Raw genomic sequence first — 14,057 nt, 5'->3', positions numbered from 1 at the left:
ACCAAAGTTTCGGCGCAAGCGCACAAAACCGCGGACTGTTGCACAAACGTCACATCAACTAACCTTCAATCAGGCCGTGACGGCGCAACGTTTGCAAGACCGCCGTAATTGCGCTTCTCGCTTGTGCGTCAACCGTCGCGCCGCCCGTCGGTTCCGACACATTTGGCTCCCGCGGGCCAACTACCTGACGTCCCTCGATAAAAAGTCTGCCATAGGTCTGGCCCTGGTACCATTGCCCGTCGCGATAGGTTGCAACCGCACGGTCCGCGATCACCCAGACCCGCATGCCCTCCCGCGGTGCAACGAAACGCCAGCCGCCGTCCGTCCAGGCGGCCAGCCCGCCTGCATGTCCGGCCCATGCGCCTTGCGGTGCAGCAGTGAGGATCCAGCACTGGCCGAGCGCAGGCGCGTCCGGCGGCACCGTCGCCACAGCCAAGGCGGCCGCCTGAACGCTGATGTCGAGCAGCGCCAGCGCTTCGTTGTGGAACATCTCCTTCTGCGCCTGGCCGGGTTCCAGCAGCGGCAGCGCAAGTCGCGGGGTAGGCGAGACCGTCATTGTTCGTCTCCGAGGCTTGAAAGCAATAGCTGCGCGGCCGCCGACATTCCGTGGGTACCGATCTGTCGCACCCGGATGAAGAGCGGGCCCGCGCGATCCTGCGCCGAAAGCAGGTAGACGGGCACCTCGACCGTGGCCACGCGTCGTCCCACGGCACCTTCGATCTCGATCTGATAGGCCTCGCGCTCTTCGACCAGGGGCACGTCGACGCCATCCCGCCACGCCCAACCGCTGCGGCTGCGGCGCACCCAGCGCAGCCGGGTCGCGGTGCCCTCACGGTTAGCGGAGAGTTGCACCGGCGCCGGGGGCAGCAGCGAGATGCCGTTGCTCGTCACGCGCTGCGGTTGGGCGTCCGTCGAGTCGTCGACGCCCTGCGCGAGCAGCGCGACCGTCCCGCCGAGGGCGATCGTCAGATCGAGCGCCTTCAGCGTGTCGCGCGCCACGAGCACGAAACGGTCTCCCGGCTGCTGCGTACCAATGGCGATGTCGGTACCACGGCGGCCGCGCCAGAGCTGGGAGAGCCGCCAGCGCGTGCCGCCGATCGGATCGGCGCGGCCGAACTGGAGCAGTTCGTCCCCCAGCATGGCGAGATTGGCGCCAGCGTCCAGCCCGGCCATATCGGCGTGCGAAAGCGCCATCCCGGCGTGCGCCAGCTCGACCTCGGCAAAGCTTGCCATGTCGATCAGCGCGGCGCGGCCCGTCCCCGGCGGCGTGCGCGCCGTGCCGAGCACCGCCGGATAGGCCGTATCCCCCGCCGCGGCCCAGCTGGCCCCGCCATCGACGCTGGCGAGCAGCGCGGCGCTGCGCCATCCGCTCGCCGCGCCAGCGGCGGCGACCACCAGTTTCGGGGTGGTTGCGGCCACATCGTCCAGCGGCGGCAATTCGAACGGGCACAGAATGGTGCGCCCCCTCCGTTCATCCGGCGCCGCGACGGCGCGTCCCGCACTGGCCGGGCCGGCAAGCGGCGCCGCGGCGATCGGCACGCATTCGAGCTTCACCACCATATGCTCGAGCGACCATCGATCGACTCGCCACTGGCCCGGCGCGCCGTCGATGGTGACCCGCGCGCCAGGTGCGACATCCAACGCCTCCCAGCCGAGCGCCAGCGTGCGCCGCTCGCGTGCCAGCTCGGCCCGCGCGAGCGCGGCGGCAGCCATCGTCTTGGCCGCCGCGGCATCGAGAACCGCGGGCAAGTCGATACGGGTCTCGCGGCTGCCCGGGCCCGGTCGGCATGCCTGCTGCACGCCCGCCTGATAGTCACGCGCGGGATCATAATAGCCAATGCTCAGCCGCCGCGGGGCCGCATCCGGGGCGGCGATGCTCCGCGCGCCGCGCCCGCCCGCGGCTGCGCCATCGGTAAAACCCTGATCGGCAAGCGCGGCCCCCTCCCCGATACCGGCGCGCAGTGCGATTCCGTCCCCGGCGCCGCACAGCCAGCCACCCGCCGCGGCGCACAGCGCATCCAGGGTCTCGCGCACCGTTCCCTGCGCGGAAAAGCCCGCGAGCTGGGTCACCAGTTCCCCGGCTTCGACGGCCCCCACAGTCGCGGCGACATCGCCCGCCCGAACCGCATCGGCATCGGCGACGACTTCGAAGGTCAGCTGCGGAATCCGATTGCCGAAGCTCGCCAGCTCCAGATCCTCGAACACCGCATAGGCCAGGCCGCGATGGGCGGGCGCGCGACCCGCGCCTTCGATCGACGCGATCAGCGGATCGACCGGCTGGTCTTCGCCGCCCGCATATAGCCGGAAGCCGGTGCGAACCTTGAAGTCGCCCGCGGCACCGCGCAGCAACTGCCCATCCGCCCAGATCCGCCCGACCCGCAGGACCGGCCGGCTGGAGAGCGCCACCGCGAACGAGGCGGTATAGCTGTAGGAGGTGGTCGAGGGGCGCCCCTTGCCGCCGCCCTGCGTCGAACGGTGCTCGATCAGGTCCGTCGCCCAGATCACGCAGCCGGCGACGCGGATCGTCCCGAACAGCTTCGGGATGGCCGTGCCGTAGCTCGATGTCTGCACCCGCAGATCGGCGAGCCGCGCCCCCTCGAGGGTACCCGGCTTGAACAGCAGCTGGTGATCGATCGCATTGCCGATCAGCCCGCCCAGCCCGGCGCCGAGCGGACCGCCGATCAGCCCGCCCGCCACCGTCAGCACCATCGTCGCCATCAGTCGTCCTCCCCCCGCCGCCAGCAGCTCAGGACCGGCCAGGGCACCGGCCCCGGCCGCTCGACCACGCGCCGCGCCATCGCATCGGCATGGACGATCCCGTCCTCGGTCCGGATCGCCAGGTGCAGCTGCCCCGGCCCGCTCCGGCACAGCAGCAGGTCGCCTGCCTGCGCCTCGTCCACCGCGACCAGCCCCGCCGCGCGCAGCGCCGCCGTCACCCGCGCCGTATCGCCGGTGCGCACGGCATAGCTGTCGGGCGCGCTCCGGCCGAGCGCCAGCGCCGCCAGCCCGACGCAGTCGAGCCCGTCCGCATCCCCCCGCCCGTGGAACCGAAAGCGGGTGCCGATCGCCGCGCGCGCCGCCGCGACTACTGCCGCGCTGCTCATGCGCCGGGATACCGGGTCAGCAGGTCGTTGCCGGGCAGATAGGGCTCGCCACGGAAATTGGCGGCGTTGGCGAACCGCCCTGCGCAGGTCTCGAACCTCCCGTCGCAGCCCTCGATCAGTTCGACCAGCGCGCCGGCACCCTCGAACCGCGGCGGGCGCCCCAGCGTCAGCCGGGCGCCGTCGGAGGCGGCGACCGCGTCCTCCAGCCCGCTGTTCGCGCCGCCGAACCAGCGCAGGCGCCCGCCGCCATAGGCATTTGCAACCGCCTCGGACGTATCGACAGTCACCACCGTGTCCACGACCCCCAGCACTCGCGCGAAACGACGTCGCCCCGCCATCGCCACCCGGCACCGCGCATCGCCCAGCGTCGCCCGGCAGTCCGGCGAAGTCGCCTCGGCCACCGGCGCGTCGAAGGCGGCGGTGAGGCCGCGCAGTTCGGCGGTGATCGCGCCGTCACGGGTCTCGATCGCGCCGATCGTGCCCGAGCCGAGCGGCACAAGCGTGTCCGGCGCCATCCAGTCGATCGCGAACAGCGCGACGCGCGCGCCGTCCCAGCGGCCGGCCAGCAGGTCCGCCTCGGCGATCGCCTCGCTGGACAGCACCCCGTGCACGTCCATGCTGTCCGCCTCCAGCGACGCGCTGCGCTCCACCGCGCTCGGCGTCATGCCGGGCGCGGCGCGGTAGAGCAGCCCGTCGACCATCAGGTCGCGGTCATGCGCGGTCAGCCCGATCGTCACCCCGTCGCGCCGCTCGATCCGCCAGCACAGGGTGACGGTGGTCAGCGTTCCCTCCAGCCAGCTCATTCGCGGATCTCCACCAGCGGCACCGAGGCGGCGACGCCCGCCAGGAAGGTCGCGCGGCTCACCCGCAGCTGATCCTCGGCAAAGCGCACCGGCACGTCGAACAGGAAGGAGGCGGTGACCCGGCCCCCCGCCGCGGGCGCCACGGCAAGCGTCACCGCGCCGCCGACACCCAGCGTGAAGGCGGTAGTGGCGACGCCGTTGAGCTTGATCGCCACGGTACCCGCCACCGGACGGGTGATCCGCCGCACGCTCTCGCCATAGGTCTTGACCAGCTGGAAACGGGCAGTCGCACCGTCGCCCATACCCAGCAGCTCGTCGGTCGCCTGGAAATCGAACGGATCGCGGAGGCGAAAGCCGCGCGCCGGCCCCATCCGGGCGCGGAAAAAGGCGAGCAGCGCGGCGATGTCGGCCTCGGACCGCACGCCGGGGCCGACATCATAATGCGTCCGCGCCTCGGCCCAGGCGGCGTTGCGCCGCTCGGCACCGCCGGCGCTGGTCACGATCGCGGTCGATAGCTCGGGCGCCACTTCCGCCTCGCGCCCGAGCGCGATCGGGAACAGCACGTCGTCGAAGGGCGCCACATCCGCCTCCTGGTCGAAATGGGTGAAGCCATCGCGCGCCACCTGGGGGAGCGCCCACACATAGGTCGCCGCGACGCCCCGCGATCGCGCCCGCGCCGCGGCGTCGGCAATCGCACGCCACTGCGCCTTGTCCGCTGCGCGCAGCACGAAGCCGGCGAGATAATGCTGCCGCCCCGGCGGATAGCCGAGCCGCGCCTGCGCCGTTGCCACGCCCTGATCGGACGCCGCGGCATTGCCCGCCGCCGCCCAGTCATAATCCTCGAGCTGCAGCACCTCGAACGCAGGCGATGCCCAGCCCGACGGCAGGTTGACCCGCCGCGCCTCGGGCATCGCCGGATCGAGCAGGGTCGGCAGATAGGCGAGCAGCAGCACCCGCGCGCCGGGCGCCGCGGCCTTCACCGCGTCGCGCAGCGCCAGCGTCGACGCGGCGAGCAGCGCCCCCGCCGCGTCGAGCACGCCGGTGTTCACCGCGCCCCGCAGATTCTGTGCCGCCGGATTGCCCAGCGCGGCCCTGGCCGCGGCATCGTGGATGCACAGCCGGCCATCGGCCATCACCCACCACCAGGGCTCACCGATCTGCACCTGCACCGGCAGCCCCGCCGCCTGCGCGATGCCGACGAACGCCAACGCCACCGCGCGCAGATAGGCCATCGCCCCGCCATGCGCCGGCGACAGCAGGGTCGAGGGCGGATCCCATCCGGTCAGCGCCGGGCTGCCATCGGCAGCCCGCTGCTTCCAGTCGCCCCAGCAATGCTGGTCGAGCAGTTCATAGCTCAACGACCAGATCACGCCATAGCCGAGCGCGTGCGCGCGGGCGGCGAAATCCGCATGCCACGCCGCGCACGCCCGGTTGAGCGCGCCGCCCGCCAGGCTCGCGTAGAACCCGCCCGAGGCCGGCTCGAGCCGGAAATAATGGCTCATTCCCACATAATGGAGAATGTCGCCGCGATAGCCGAGCTGCAGCATGCTGCGCAGCAGGCGCGCCGGCGTCTGGTTGTAGGCGTCGTCATAGCCGGTCGCGATCGACAGGCCGTGTTCGGGCACGACGACATCGCCGATCGCCAGCACCGATCCCGGCCCGTCGCAGGCGATCTCGCGCAGCTCTACCCAACCCTCGCGCGCCGCCGGCGTGGTGTCCCCGGCGACATAGCCCGGCGGCACCAGCGAGACGAACATCCGGTCGACATCCCCCGCCCATACCGGATCCGCCTCGCCCGGCAGCAGGAACCCGCCCTGCAGCGTGGCGAAATCGAGCTCGACCGCGGCATCCTCGGGAGTCCCGCTGGCATAGTTCCACAGCCGCACATACCAGGTCCGCGCCGCTCCGCCGGCGTCGCGCCCCTCGATCGTCAGCACCGGGCCGCCCACGCCATCGAGCGCGATCACGCCCGACGAGCGCCAGCGAAACCGCAACCGGCAGTCGCGGAAGTCCCGCTGCGTCGCATAGCCGAGCAGCGGATGGTCGTAGCGGTCCTCCGCCTCCCAGATCAGCCCGGCAAGATCGCCGCGCCGCTGGAACACCAGATCCACCCGCAGCGCGTCGGGCGCAGTGGTCACCACGCTCGCCATCATCGGCCGCGGAAAGTTCACCGTCCAATAGACGGGGTCGAAGCGGCTGATCACGCCCTCGGCCTGGTCGCGCCGCCGATCGGCGAGCCACCAGCCCATCAGTCGAGCCCCGCCAGTGCGCTGCGCACCGCCCGCGCCACCTGCCGGCTCGATTGCGCGAGCGCACGCGGCGCGGCGTCGGCGGCGGCGTTGACGGTGATCGACACGCGGACGTCGCGCGCGCCGCCCTGCATCGGCGCCGCAACCTGGCCCGCGCTGGTCGGCACGAACAGCTCGGGCCCGCGCTCGCCCACCCAATAGGGGCGGCTAGGACTCACCGGCCCGCCGGTCGCGCGTCCCGGGCTGCCGATCAGCCCGCCCAGCAGCCCGATCAGGCCGCCCGCCCCGCCGCCCTTGCCGCCGATCGAGGAAAAGGCGATGTCGAGCGCCGCCTTGGCGATTTCGTCCATCGCCTTCAGCGCGATCGTGGCGAGATCGTCGAAGCCGATCTTGCCGGTCCGGGCAGCGCGCAACAGCGTCGTCTCGATCGACCTGCCGGCCCGCTCGGCCCCCGCCTCGAGCGGCCCCTCCAGCGTGCCGCGCATCGCGTCGACATCGCGCGCGAAGCCGGCGGTATCGGCACGCACCGAGACCACCAGCCGTTCGATTTCCTCATCCATCGGGAAATTGCTCCTGCAATCGGGCGATCAGGTCGGGAGTCGGCGGCGCACCGGCGTCGCCCCCGGCCGCCGCTACCAGCGCCGCCAGTTCGGCTGGCGTCGCCCGCCAGAACCGGTCGGGGCTCCAGCCAAAGGCGAGCCCGGCCAGCCCCGCCAGCCGCTGCGCGGCATCGGCGAACCGCATCATCGCCCCGCCAAAATCTGGCCGATCAGCGCCTTCAGCGCGGGCGTCGCCGCCGCCAGACCGCCTGCTGCCACGCCTTCCGAAAACGCCTCGCGCGTCAGTCCCTCGGGCGCCGCCTTGCGGCAATGCCAGAACAGCGCAACCATCTCGCCCAGCCCCAGCCGCCCGCCGGCGGCGCGCTCGACCAGCGCGAACAGCGGCCCCAGCTCGGCCTCGGCGGCGACCAGCGCCTCGAAGCTCGGCCGCAGCACGAGCGGTACGCCGCCCACCTCCAGCGTCGCCTCCCCACGCACCGGGTTCGCCGCGCCGCTCATGCGCTCACCACCGGCCCGGAGCTCTCCAGGCTCAGCGTGTAGCTGCGCTCGCCATTGAAATCGCCGGCATAGTCGAGCCGGGTGACCAGGAACTTGGCCGTCATCGTCTCGCCGCTCTCGAAGCTCAGCCGGTAATCGTCGAGCGTGCCGGCGAGCGCATTGGCCTTCACCCGCACCTCCGCCGCCGATCCGGTGAATACCCCGGCAGCGGACACGCTCACCGATCGCACCCCAGCGCCGGACAGCAGCTCGCGCCAGCCGCCCGAATCCTTGCTGGTGATCGCCACCGCCTCACCATTCACCGAAAGCTGCGTCGTCCGCAGCCCCGCCACGGTGGCATAGACCACCGGCGTCGCGCCATTGCCCACCTTGAGCAGAAAGGCGCTGCCCTTCTCCGCTGCCATAGAATGTCTCCTTGTTTTTGCTCGGAAAGCCCCTCCCTTCCGGGGGGAACAATTGCATGTGATCCAAAGCGGCCGTCATCCCCGCGAAGGCGGGGATCCATTGGCACTGACGCCGCAGTTCTTTCCTCGGACGCACAGGCGAATGGATTCCCGCTTTCGCGGGAATGACGGGGAGGTCGGAAGTGCTGGCCTCCTCCCGCTCTGCGGGCGATTGCCTGCACTTGCACGGCAAGGATCAGCGCTATCCCGAAGTTGCTCAGCTACGCCGCCGGCGTCCGCAGCATCCGCACCCGGAACTCCACGATCGCGCTCAGCGTCGCCGCGTCTTCCGCGACGATCCGCGTGCGGAGCAGCACCCGGCTCACCACCCGCCAGCCATCGCCGAGCGCCGCGGGCATCGCCGCCACCGCTGCTTCCACCGCGCCGGCGAGCGCGCGCGCGCGCTGCCGGGCCTGCCCGGTGTCGCGGACCAGCACGGCGATCCGCACCTCGCGCCCGTCCTGGTCCTTGGTGCTCCAGTCGGTCATCACCGGATCGTCGATGAGCAGATAGGGGCGCAGTTCCCGCACCGGCGGCGCGTCGAAGACGCCATTGGTCTGCGCGGCGAGGCTTGCCTGCCCCGCCAGCGCCGCGCGGAGCGCAGCGGTGATCGCTTCCTGCGGCGTCATCGCAGCAGCCCTCCCAGCCAGCGTAGCCCCGGATCGGCGAGCCAGCGCCGCCACAGCCCGCGTCCGGACAGGGTGACGGTGGTCTCCTCCACCGATACCGCGACGCCGGGCACGCGCTCGTGCACCTGCGCCGCCAGCCGCACGGCGGCGGCCATGGCCCGGTCGTGTCCCAGCACCGAACCGCGCGCCTTCAGCTGCTCCAGCATGATCGCCGCACTCCCGCCATCAGTTGCATCCGCCGCCATGGCCGCCAGAAGGCGACCACCGCCGCGGGCGGCGCGCCGGGATCGCCCCGGCCTTCCACGAGGTGCGCCGCGAGCAGCACCGCCCCCTGCGCCAGCGGCGGCGGCAGCTCCTTCCAGCCCGGCGCGGTGCCCGCGGCGAAGGTGACGCGCAGTCGCGTCGGGTCCGCCACCGCGAGCAGCCGCACCCAACCCTCCCCGCGCGCATCCAGATCGATCGCATAGGCATCCACCGGCAGCGCCGTCGCGGCGCCGCTGGTGGCAACCTGCTCCACCAGCCCGATCGCGGTCACCGGCGCCATCGGCAGCCGCTGCCAATCGGTCGATCGACTCAGCCAGCTCTGCCAGCTGCGCGCGATCCAGGCGGTGCCGGTGAAGCGTTCGCCCAGCGCCAGCGCGGTCTGCGCGGCGGCGGCGATCGCGCCATCGGCGGCACTGCCCTCGATCCGCAGATAGTCCTTCACCGCCGCGCACGCGTCCGCGATCGCCGCCGCCGGAAAGGGCGGTGCGTCCATGGTCTGTCTCCCTCTGTTGATTGGGCCGCGCGATGCCGTCCGGCGGGGCGCGGCGACGCTGCTATTCGGCGGCGGGCGCCGGGGCGGGCTCTTCTTCCAGCGACCGGCCCTCGCCGGGATCATAGGGCGACACCCCGTCCCACTCGATCCGGTTCACCACCGCGCCGCCTTCGATCACGCGATAGACTGCCATTGCAAGTCTCCTCAGCCGAAGGTCCAGGTGATGCGCACCTCGCCGCGCCCGCCGGTGCCCCCGGCGCCGCTCGCGAAGCCGACATCGGAGGCACCGCCACCACCGCCGCCGCCGCCCGGCGCCCCGCCCATGCCGCCGGCGCCGCCGGCACCGACGAGATTGCCGGAATAGCCGCCACCGCCGCCGCCACCGCCGGCATGAAGATTGGGATCGGCCGCGCCGCCGGCGCCGCCGGCCGGGCTCGACGCGGTCCCTGCGGCACCGCCGGCGGCCGGACTGGCACAGTGGGTCGATCCCCCGCCGCCCGCGGCGGCCGCCCGCACATTGTTCGACGCATCGATGCTCGCGCCGCCGGCTCCGCCGCCGGTTCCCCCACCGACGCCCCCGCCCGACGCGTTGGCCGACGTGCTGATCCCGCCCGACCCCAACGGGCCGAAGGTCCCGCTCGGCAGCGAGAGTCCCCCGGTCGCATTCGTGGTCTGGCCGCTGCCGCCGCCATTGCCGCCATCGGCGCGCAGCAGCCCGCCCAGCGAACTGCCGCCGCCACTGCCGCCGCCAAAGCCGTTCGCACCGCCGGAACCGGCGGCAACGCCGCCGCTGCCCCCGGCGCCGATCGTCACCGATTCCGTCGCGCCATGGGCTGCTGCGGGGAAGCGCACCACCTGCACCATGCCGCCGCCACCGCCACCCCCGCCCGTGCGCACGGTTCCGCTCGCGCCGCATCGCCCGGAGCCGCCGCCGCCGCCCGCGCCGACCACCATCACCTCCAGTGCCGTCGCCAGCGGCGGCTTGGTGCTGGTCCCCGAACTCGCAAACACGAGGCGCAGCGGTGCGAGGCGCCAGTCGAACGCCTCCCACGCCCCCTTCCACCAGACCAGCCACACCGCGTCGCCCGGCGCCGAGAGCCAGGCGATGTCGCTGCTCGCGGCGTTGCGCACCGTCACCCGGTTGGTGCTCGCATCGCCCTTCTGCACCCGCAGAAAGTCGCCGTCGCGCACTGCGCTCGCCGGCAGGGTGACGGTGAAGCCACCGCCACTCGCATCGGCGCGGATCGATTTGCCGCAATCGTCGCTCGTCGCGGTGTAGGCCACGGTCTTCTCGATCTTGGGCAGCCGTGCCGCAGCGTCGTACAGCTCGTCGAAATTGGCGTTGGCCTTGATCCAGGCGGCTCGTTCGGAGTCGCCGGTGCCGTCATTGGCGGCGGCACCCACATAGATGCTCTGCTTGGCCATGCTCAGCTCCTGTCGATGGTGCGCACGGTGGCATCCACCGTGCTGGTGGTGCGGTCGACGCGCGTCGACACGCCCGCGGGCGAGGCCGGCGGCGGGCGCCGCCGCGCCAGCGCCGGGATAGAGAGTGCCAGCCCGTCCATCAGTAGAGCGCCAGCAGGTCGGCGGCGCTGGTGCCCGTCGCCCGCACATATTGTGCGCGGAACGGCAGGAGGGTGCCGTTCGCCACGTTCCTCCACACCGAATCGGCGCCGCCACCCACGCCACGCATCGTCACCGTGCCGCCGGTGCCGACGTAGAGCGCCTTGGGGATGTCGGGGAGAGGCGTGGTGTCGCTCGGCACCACCGCCACCGCCAGCGTCGCCGGCGCCGAGACGTCGTCGGCGCGGTTCGCGAAACTGTCTGCCATGCGTCCCTCCCGGCTCAGTTCGCGGCGAACTTCAGAAGCTTGATCGCTTCCGAATTGCTCACCATGCCGCCCAGCCGCTTGGTCGCGTAGAAATGGACGAACGGCTTGTTCGAATAGGGATCGCGCAGCAGCTGCGTCTCGCCGCGCTCGGCGATCAGATAGCCGGCCTGGAAATTGCCGAAGGCGACCGCGAAGGCGTTGGCGGCGATGTCGGGCATGTCCTCGGCCTCGACCACCGGGTACCCCAGCAGCGTTGCCGGCTGGCCCGCGGCAATGCCGGGCTGCCACAGCAGCTGGCCGTCGCTGGTCTTGAACTTGCGGATCCGGGCCAGCGTCGCCGAGTTCATCACCCAGCTCGCCCCCTGGCGATAGGGCGCGCGCAGTGCCTGGACCAGGTCGATCAGCTTCTCTTCCGGGTTGGCGGCAAAGGCGCCCGCCGCGCCGGTCGCCAGATATTGCAGCGTCCCGAACGCGCGGGCCGAGTCCGCCGTCGTCGCGGTCGGCGCGGCGAGGAAGCCCTTGGGCTGGTTCACCCCCGTGCCGCTGACGAACGCCGTCCCCTCGGCCTGGGCGAACTCGCGCGCGATCTCGCCGGCCAGCCAGGCCTCGACGTCGAACATCGCATCGTCGAGCATCGCCTGGCTCGCCGCCGGATTGGCGTAAAGCTCGCCGAATGGCGGGGCGACTTCGTTGAACGTGGGCGTAGCGGTGATCGGCCGCGCGGCGGTCTCGGCCGCCCAGCCGCTGTCGAAGCCGCCGCTCGCGACCAGCTTGCGATAGCCGCTCGTCCCGACCTTCACGACATTGGCAATGCTGCGGATCGGCGAGATCGCCTGCAGCGTCCCGTCGATCTGCGCGTCGATTTCGCGCGGCACCGCATAGCCGCCCTCCGCGCCGCTATTGCCCGACAGCGCCTTGGTCTCGACGCCGCCGCGCAGATAGCCGTCGAACGCCGCGCTCGACACCGGCCGCCCGCCGGCCAGCATCGGCCGCACCGGCGGCAGCGTCACCTGTTCGAAGCTCGTTTCCATCGCATCCATGATCTTCTCCCACGCCAGAAAGATTGGAAAAACTCAGGCCACCGCGTGCACCCGCGCGAGCGGCTGCATCGGTTCGGCCACCAGGCTCACCTCGATCAGTTGGAGCGCGGTCAGCTCGCGCACCTGGCCGCGCCGCGCCGCCGCCACGCGGTAGCCGAACGACAGCCCCGCCACCGCGCCGTCCGCGACCAGCGCCGCCAGCCGCGGATCATCGACCCGCCCGATCACCCGCAGCCCGCGCGCATCCTCGCCGATCGCCTCGATCGCGCCCACCGGCCGGCCGCCATGCTGCCAGAGCAGGGGCACCGGCCGCACCGCCCCGAAGGCACCCGGCCGCACCACGTCGCCGCCGCGATCGACGGCGTCGAACACCGCCGCATAGCCGGCGAAGCGCACGCTCATTTGAGCCAGCCGGGAAAGCCCAGCCGCATCGCCAGCAGCACCAGCACCAGCGCGGCGAGGCTGCGCCCCACCCACTGCACCACCGCCTTCAGCATCGACTTCTTGGCGTCGCGCCATGCCGCCAGCAGCTCGCGCAGCTCGGCCATGTCCTTGGCGGCGCCGCTGTCCTCGAGCCCGAGCCGCGCGAGCGCCCGCGTGGCGCCCACCGTGCCCGCCTCCTCGGCGATCGCGCGCAGCGTCGTCAGCTCGGCACCGTCATTCTCGGCCTGCTCGATCAGCTGGGCCAGCATCGTCCCGTCGTTCATGGCAACCCCACCATCTTGCGTTTCTCGTCGCTCGTCAGGAAATCGGCGCCGGCGACCTGCCGCCACAGCCGCTCGCGGTCCTCGGCCAGCGCCGTCACCCGATCGAGGTCGACCGCCAGCGTCGCGCCCGGGAACCAGGCGCCCAGCCCCTGCGCGATGCCGCCGAGCAGATGCTCGGCCATCGGCAGGATCGCGAGCCGCCACAGCGCGCGATTGGCCTCGCGGTAATTGGCATAGGCGGCATCCCCGGGCAGCCCGAGCAGCATCGGCGGCACGCCGAACGCCAGCGCGATCTCGCGCGCCGCCGCCGCCTTGAGGCCGACGAAATCCATGTCGGCGGGCGTCAGGCTCATCGCCTGCCACTTCAGCCCGCCTTCGAGCAGCATCGGCCGCCCGGCATTGGCGGCGCCGGCAAAGCCCGCCTCCATCTCGTCCTTCAGCCGCGCGAACTGGTCGGGCGCCAGCGCCGATCCGTCGCCGGGATCATAGACCAGCGCCCCGCTCGGCCGCGCCGCATTGTCGAGCAGCGCCTTGTTCCACCGCGTCGCCGCATTGTGGATCGCGATCGCGCCCGCCGCGGCATCGAGGCAGCCCAGCCCGTAATGATCGTCGGCCGGATGGAAGGCACGGATGTGGACGATCTGCGGCCGCCCGCCATCGTCCGCCGCCAGCCGGGTGACATGCTCGCCGACCCGGTAGCGATAGGCGACCGGCCAGCCGCTCGCGTCGGGCTCCACCGTCACCCGCTCGGGCCGCAGCGCGTAGAGCGCCTGGACCGCCCCGGCCCCGTCGGTCAGCGGCTGGAGATAGGCATTGCCGTGCAGCAGCAGCTGCGCCGCCAGCGTCTCAAGCAGCCGCTGCCCGCCCGAGGCGGCGGAAACCAGCGCCACCAGTGCAGGATCCGAACCATGGAGCGGCGCCCCGCCCACGCCCTCGGCGACCAGCCGCACCGCGCGCTGCGCCACCGGGTTCTGGCAATAGCCTTCGCGCAGCTGCACCTCGTAGCTGCGCGGCCAGTCGCCGAAGCTGCCCCAGCCGCCGCGCGCCAGCGCCGGCCGCTGCCCCTCGCGCGCGGCCTTGCGCCCGAACCACTTCATCGCGCCAGCTCCGCCACCGAGAGCTTGCCGTCATGATCGAGGTCGCGCGCCCAATAGGCGGCGGTGAGGCTGGCGCGCATCCCGTCCCAGAAGCCGCCGGTGAACCGGTCCGGCGGGAAGACACGTTCGACCAAAGCCTGCACCTCGGCGGCATCGAGCATGCCGTCGCCATCGCGGTCGGCCGTCGCCACCGTCACCCCGGCCCCGACCGCGATTCCGGTCTGCGCATCGAGCGCGCACGCGCCCGTCAGCAGGGCGAGCAGCCCTGCAGCCATGCAGTTTCGCATTGGAGTTCTCCTTTGAAGCAGTAAGCCGGTCTCCCCTTTTCCCAGGCGGAGG

General features: G+C 72.2%; 21 protein-coding genes. All 21 read right to left on the bottom strand.

Going from position 1 to position 14,057, the window contains the following annotated elements; genetic code table 11:
- Positions 1–58: 58 nt before the first annotated feature.
- Entirely contained in the window at positions 59–556 is a 498-nt protein-coding gene (locus tag SAZ01S_RS10705; RefSeq protein ID WP_084582267.1) for a DUF2793 domain-containing protein, read from the bottom strand.
- Positions 553–2,718: a phage tail protein gene (locus SAZ01S_RS10700; protein WP_084582266.1), complete on the bottom strand. Its 2,166-nt coding sequence runs from the start codon at positions 2,716–2,718 to the stop codon at positions 553–555. Before SAZ01S_RS10700 ends, SAZ01S_RS10705 begins: the two co-directional genes overlap by 4 nt.
- Positions 2,718–3,104 (bottom strand): hypothetical protein, encoded by a 387-nt coding sequence (locus SAZ01S_RS10695; protein ID WP_084582265.1) that lies wholly within the window; start codon positions 3,102–3,104, stop codon positions 2,718–2,720. The genes SAZ01S_RS10700 and SAZ01S_RS10695 overlap by 1 nt, the downstream gene beginning before the upstream one ends.
- Entirely contained in the window at positions 3,101–3,907 is an 807-nt protein-coding gene (locus SAZ01S_RS10690; protein ID WP_084582264.1) for a phage/gene transfer agent baseplate hub protein, read from the bottom strand. Before SAZ01S_RS10690 ends, SAZ01S_RS10695 begins: the two co-directional genes overlap by 4 nt.
- Complete coding sequence (locus SAZ01S_RS10685) at positions 3,904–6,156, bottom strand: DUF2460 domain-containing protein (protein ID WP_084582263.1); 2,253 nt, start codon at positions 6,154–6,156, stop codon at positions 3,904–3,906. The genes SAZ01S_RS10690 and SAZ01S_RS10685 overlap by 4 nt, the downstream gene beginning before the upstream one ends.
- The gene (locus SAZ01S_RS10680) at positions 6,156–6,716 is read right to left on the bottom strand and encodes a tail tape measure protein (protein WP_084582262.1); all 561 of its coding nucleotides are present in this window, start codon (positions 6,714–6,716) and stop codon (positions 6,156–6,158) included. Before SAZ01S_RS10680 ends, SAZ01S_RS10685 begins: the two co-directional genes overlap by 1 nt.
- Complete coding sequence (locus tag SAZ01S_RS10675) at positions 6,709–6,903, bottom strand: phage tail assembly chaperone (protein ID WP_084582261.1); 195 nt, start codon at positions 6,901–6,903, stop codon at positions 6,709–6,711. The genes SAZ01S_RS10680 and SAZ01S_RS10675 overlap by 8 nt, the downstream gene beginning before the upstream one ends.
- Entirely contained in the window at positions 6,900–7,214 is a 315-nt protein-coding gene (locus tag SAZ01S_RS10670; protein ID WP_084582260.1) for a GTA-gp10 family protein, read from the bottom strand. Before SAZ01S_RS10670 ends, SAZ01S_RS10675 begins: the two co-directional genes overlap by 4 nt.
- Positions 7,211–7,618, bottom strand: coding sequence for a phage tail tube protein (locus tag SAZ01S_RS10665; protein WP_084582259.1), 408 nt, complete (start codon positions 7,616–7,618; stop codon positions 7,211–7,213). The genes SAZ01S_RS10670 and SAZ01S_RS10665 overlap by 4 nt, the downstream gene beginning before the upstream one ends.
- A 260-nt stretch (positions 7,619–7,878) precedes the next feature.
- Complete coding sequence (gene gp17, locus SAZ01S_RS10660; protein WP_084582258.1) at positions 7,879–8,286, bottom strand: tail completion protein gp17; 408 nt, start codon at positions 8,284–8,286, stop codon at positions 7,879–7,881.
- Positions 8,283–8,462 (bottom strand): hypothetical protein, encoded by a 180-nt coding sequence (locus SAZ01S_RS10655; RefSeq protein WP_245824767.1) that lies wholly within the window; start codon positions 8,460–8,462, stop codon positions 8,283–8,285. The genes gp17 and SAZ01S_RS10655 overlap by 4 nt, the downstream gene beginning before the upstream one ends.
- Positions 8,463–8,476: 14 nt before the next feature.
- Complete coding sequence (locus SAZ01S_RS10650; protein WP_084582256.1) at positions 8,477–9,043, bottom strand: head-tail connector protein; 567 nt, start codon at positions 9,041–9,043, stop codon at positions 8,477–8,479.
- Positions 9,044–9,104: 61 nt separating this feature from the next.
- Positions 9,105–9,236, bottom strand: a complete 132-nt coding sequence (locus SAZ01S_RS24575) for a hypothetical protein (RefSeq protein WP_281252157.1) — start codon at positions 9,234–9,236, stop codon at positions 9,105–9,107.
- Positions 9,237–9,247: 11 nt separating this feature from the next.
- The gene (locus SAZ01S_RS10645; protein WP_084582255.1) at positions 9,248–10,468 is read right to left on the bottom strand and encodes a hypothetical protein; all 1,221 of its coding nucleotides are present in this window, start codon (positions 10,466–10,468) and stop codon (positions 9,248–9,250) included.
- Positions 10,469–10,470: 2 nt separating this feature from the next.
- On the bottom strand, positions 10,471–10,608 hold the full coding sequence (locus SAZ01S_RS24040; RefSeq protein ID WP_167693138.1) for a hypothetical protein: 138 nt from the start codon (positions 10,606–10,608) through the stop codon (positions 10,471–10,473).
- Positions 10,608–10,874: a spike base protein, RCAP_Rcc01079 family gene (locus tag SAZ01S_RS10640; RefSeq protein WP_084582254.1), complete on the bottom strand. Its 267-nt coding sequence runs from the start codon at positions 10,872–10,874 to the stop codon at positions 10,608–10,610. The genes SAZ01S_RS24040 and SAZ01S_RS10640 overlap by 1 nt, the downstream gene beginning before the upstream one ends.
- 14 nt (positions 10,875–10,888) lie before the next feature.
- The gene (locus tag SAZ01S_RS10635; protein ID WP_084582253.1) at positions 10,889–11,914 is read right to left on the bottom strand and encodes a phage major capsid protein; all 1,026 of its coding nucleotides are present in this window, start codon (positions 11,912–11,914) and stop codon (positions 10,889–10,891) included.
- A gap of 33 nt (positions 11,915–11,947) precedes the next feature.
- On the bottom strand, positions 11,948–12,316 hold the full coding sequence (locus tag SAZ01S_RS10630; RefSeq protein ID WP_084582252.1) for an HK97 family phage prohead protease: 369 nt from the start codon (positions 12,314–12,316) through the stop codon (positions 11,948–11,950).
- Complete coding sequence (locus SAZ01S_RS10625; RefSeq protein ID WP_084582251.1) at positions 12,313–12,621, bottom strand: DUF6127 family protein; 309 nt, start codon at positions 12,619–12,621, stop codon at positions 12,313–12,315. The genes SAZ01S_RS10630 and SAZ01S_RS10625 overlap by 4 nt, the downstream gene beginning before the upstream one ends.
- Positions 12,618–13,718 (bottom strand): phage portal protein, encoded by a 1,101-nt coding sequence (locus SAZ01S_RS10620; protein WP_084582250.1) that lies wholly within the window; start codon positions 13,716–13,718, stop codon positions 12,618–12,620. Before SAZ01S_RS10620 ends, SAZ01S_RS10625 begins: the two co-directional genes overlap by 4 nt.
- On the bottom strand, positions 13,715–14,005 hold the full coding sequence (locus tag SAZ01S_RS10615; RefSeq protein WP_245824766.1) for a hypothetical protein: 291 nt from the start codon (positions 14,003–14,005) through the stop codon (positions 13,715–13,717). The genes SAZ01S_RS10620 and SAZ01S_RS10615 overlap by 4 nt, the downstream gene beginning before the upstream one ends.
- Positions 14,006–14,057: the final 52 nt, after the last annotated feature.

The organism is Sphingomonas azotifigens NBRC 15497, assembly GCF_002091475.1.
GTDB classification, from domain to species: domain Bacteria; phylum Pseudomonadota; class Alphaproteobacteria; order Sphingomonadales; family Sphingomonadaceae; genus Sphingomonas; species Sphingomonas azotifigens.
This window is presented reverse-complemented; position numbering and strand designations above follow the sequence as displayed.

Excerpts from the sequence above, each read along its gene's own strand:
- SAZ01S_RS10705 (WP_084582267.1), bottom strand. The coding sequence starts at position 556 with ATGACGGTCTCGCCTACCCCGCGACTTGCGCTGCCGCTGCTGGAACCC.
- SAZ01S_RS10700 (WP_084582266.1), bottom strand. The coding sequence starts at position 2,718 with ATGGCGACGATGGTGCTGACGGTGGCGGGCGGGCTGATCGGCGGTCCG.
- SAZ01S_RS10695 (WP_084582265.1), bottom strand. The coding sequence starts at position 3,104 with ATGAGCAGCGCGGCAGTAGTCGCGGCGGCGCGCGCGGCGATCGGCACC.
- SAZ01S_RS10690 (WP_084582264.1), bottom strand. The coding sequence starts at position 3,907 with ATGAGCTGGCTGGAGGGAACGCTGACCACCGTCACCCTGTGCTGGCGG.
- SAZ01S_RS10685 (WP_084582263.1), bottom strand. The coding sequence starts at position 6,156 with ATGGGCTGGTGGCTCGCCGATCGGCGGCGCGACCAGGCCGAGGGCGTG.
- SAZ01S_RS10680 (WP_084582262.1), bottom strand. The coding sequence starts at position 6,716 with ATGGATGAGGAAATCGAACGGCTGGTGGTCTCGGTGCGTGCCGATACC.
- SAZ01S_RS10675 (WP_084582261.1), bottom strand. The coding sequence starts at position 6,903 with ATGATGCGGTTCGCCGATGCCGCGCAGCGGCTGGCGGGGCTGGCCGGG.
- SAZ01S_RS10670 (WP_084582260.1), bottom strand. The coding sequence starts at position 7,214 with ATGAGCGGCGCGGCGAACCCGGTGCGTGGGGAGGCGACGCTGGAGGTG.
- SAZ01S_RS10665 (WP_084582259.1), bottom strand. The coding sequence starts at position 7,618 with ATGGCAGCGGAGAAGGGCAGCGCCTTTCTGCTCAAGGTGGGCAATGGC.
- gp17 (WP_084582258.1), bottom strand. The coding sequence starts at position 8,286 with ATGACGCCGCAGGAAGCGATCACCGCTGCGCTCCGCGCGGCGCTGGCG.
- SAZ01S_RS10650 (WP_084582256.1), bottom strand. The coding sequence starts at position 9,043 with ATGGACGCACCGCCCTTTCCGGCGGCGGCGATCGCGGACGCGTGCGCG.
- SAZ01S_RS24575 (WP_281252157.1), bottom strand. The coding sequence starts at position 9,236 with ATGGCAGTCTATCGCGTGATCGAAGGCGGCGCGGTGGTGAACCGGATC.
- SAZ01S_RS10645 (WP_084582255.1), bottom strand. The coding sequence starts at position 10,468 with ATGGCCAAGCAGAGCATCTATGTGGGTGCCGCCGCCAATGACGGCACC.
- SAZ01S_RS24040 (WP_167693138.1), bottom strand. The coding sequence starts at position 10,608 with ATGGACGGGCTGGCACTCTCTATCCCGGCGCTGGCGCGGCGGCGCCCG.
- SAZ01S_RS10640 (WP_084582254.1), bottom strand. The coding sequence starts at position 10,874 with ATGGCAGACAGTTTCGCGAACCGCGCCGACGACGTCTCGGCGCCGGCG.
- SAZ01S_RS10635 (WP_084582253.1), bottom strand. The coding sequence starts at position 11,914 with ATGGATGCGATGGAAACGAGCTTCGAACAGGTGACGCTGCCGCCGGTG.
- SAZ01S_RS10630 (WP_084582252.1), bottom strand. The coding sequence starts at position 12,316 with ATGAGCGTGCGCTTCGCCGGCTATGCGGCGGTGTTCGACGCCGTCGAT.
- SAZ01S_RS10625 (WP_084582251.1), bottom strand. The coding sequence starts at position 12,621 with ATGAACGACGGGACGATGCTGGCCCAGCTGATCGAGCAGGCCGAGAAT.
- SAZ01S_RS10620 (WP_084582250.1), bottom strand. The coding sequence starts at position 13,718 with ATGAAGTGGTTCGGGCGCAAGGCCGCGCGCGAGGGGCAGCGGCCGGCG.
- SAZ01S_RS10615 (WP_245824766.1), bottom strand. The coding sequence starts at position 14,005 with ATGCGAAACTGCATGGCTGCAGGGCTGCTCGCCCTGCTGACGGGCGCG.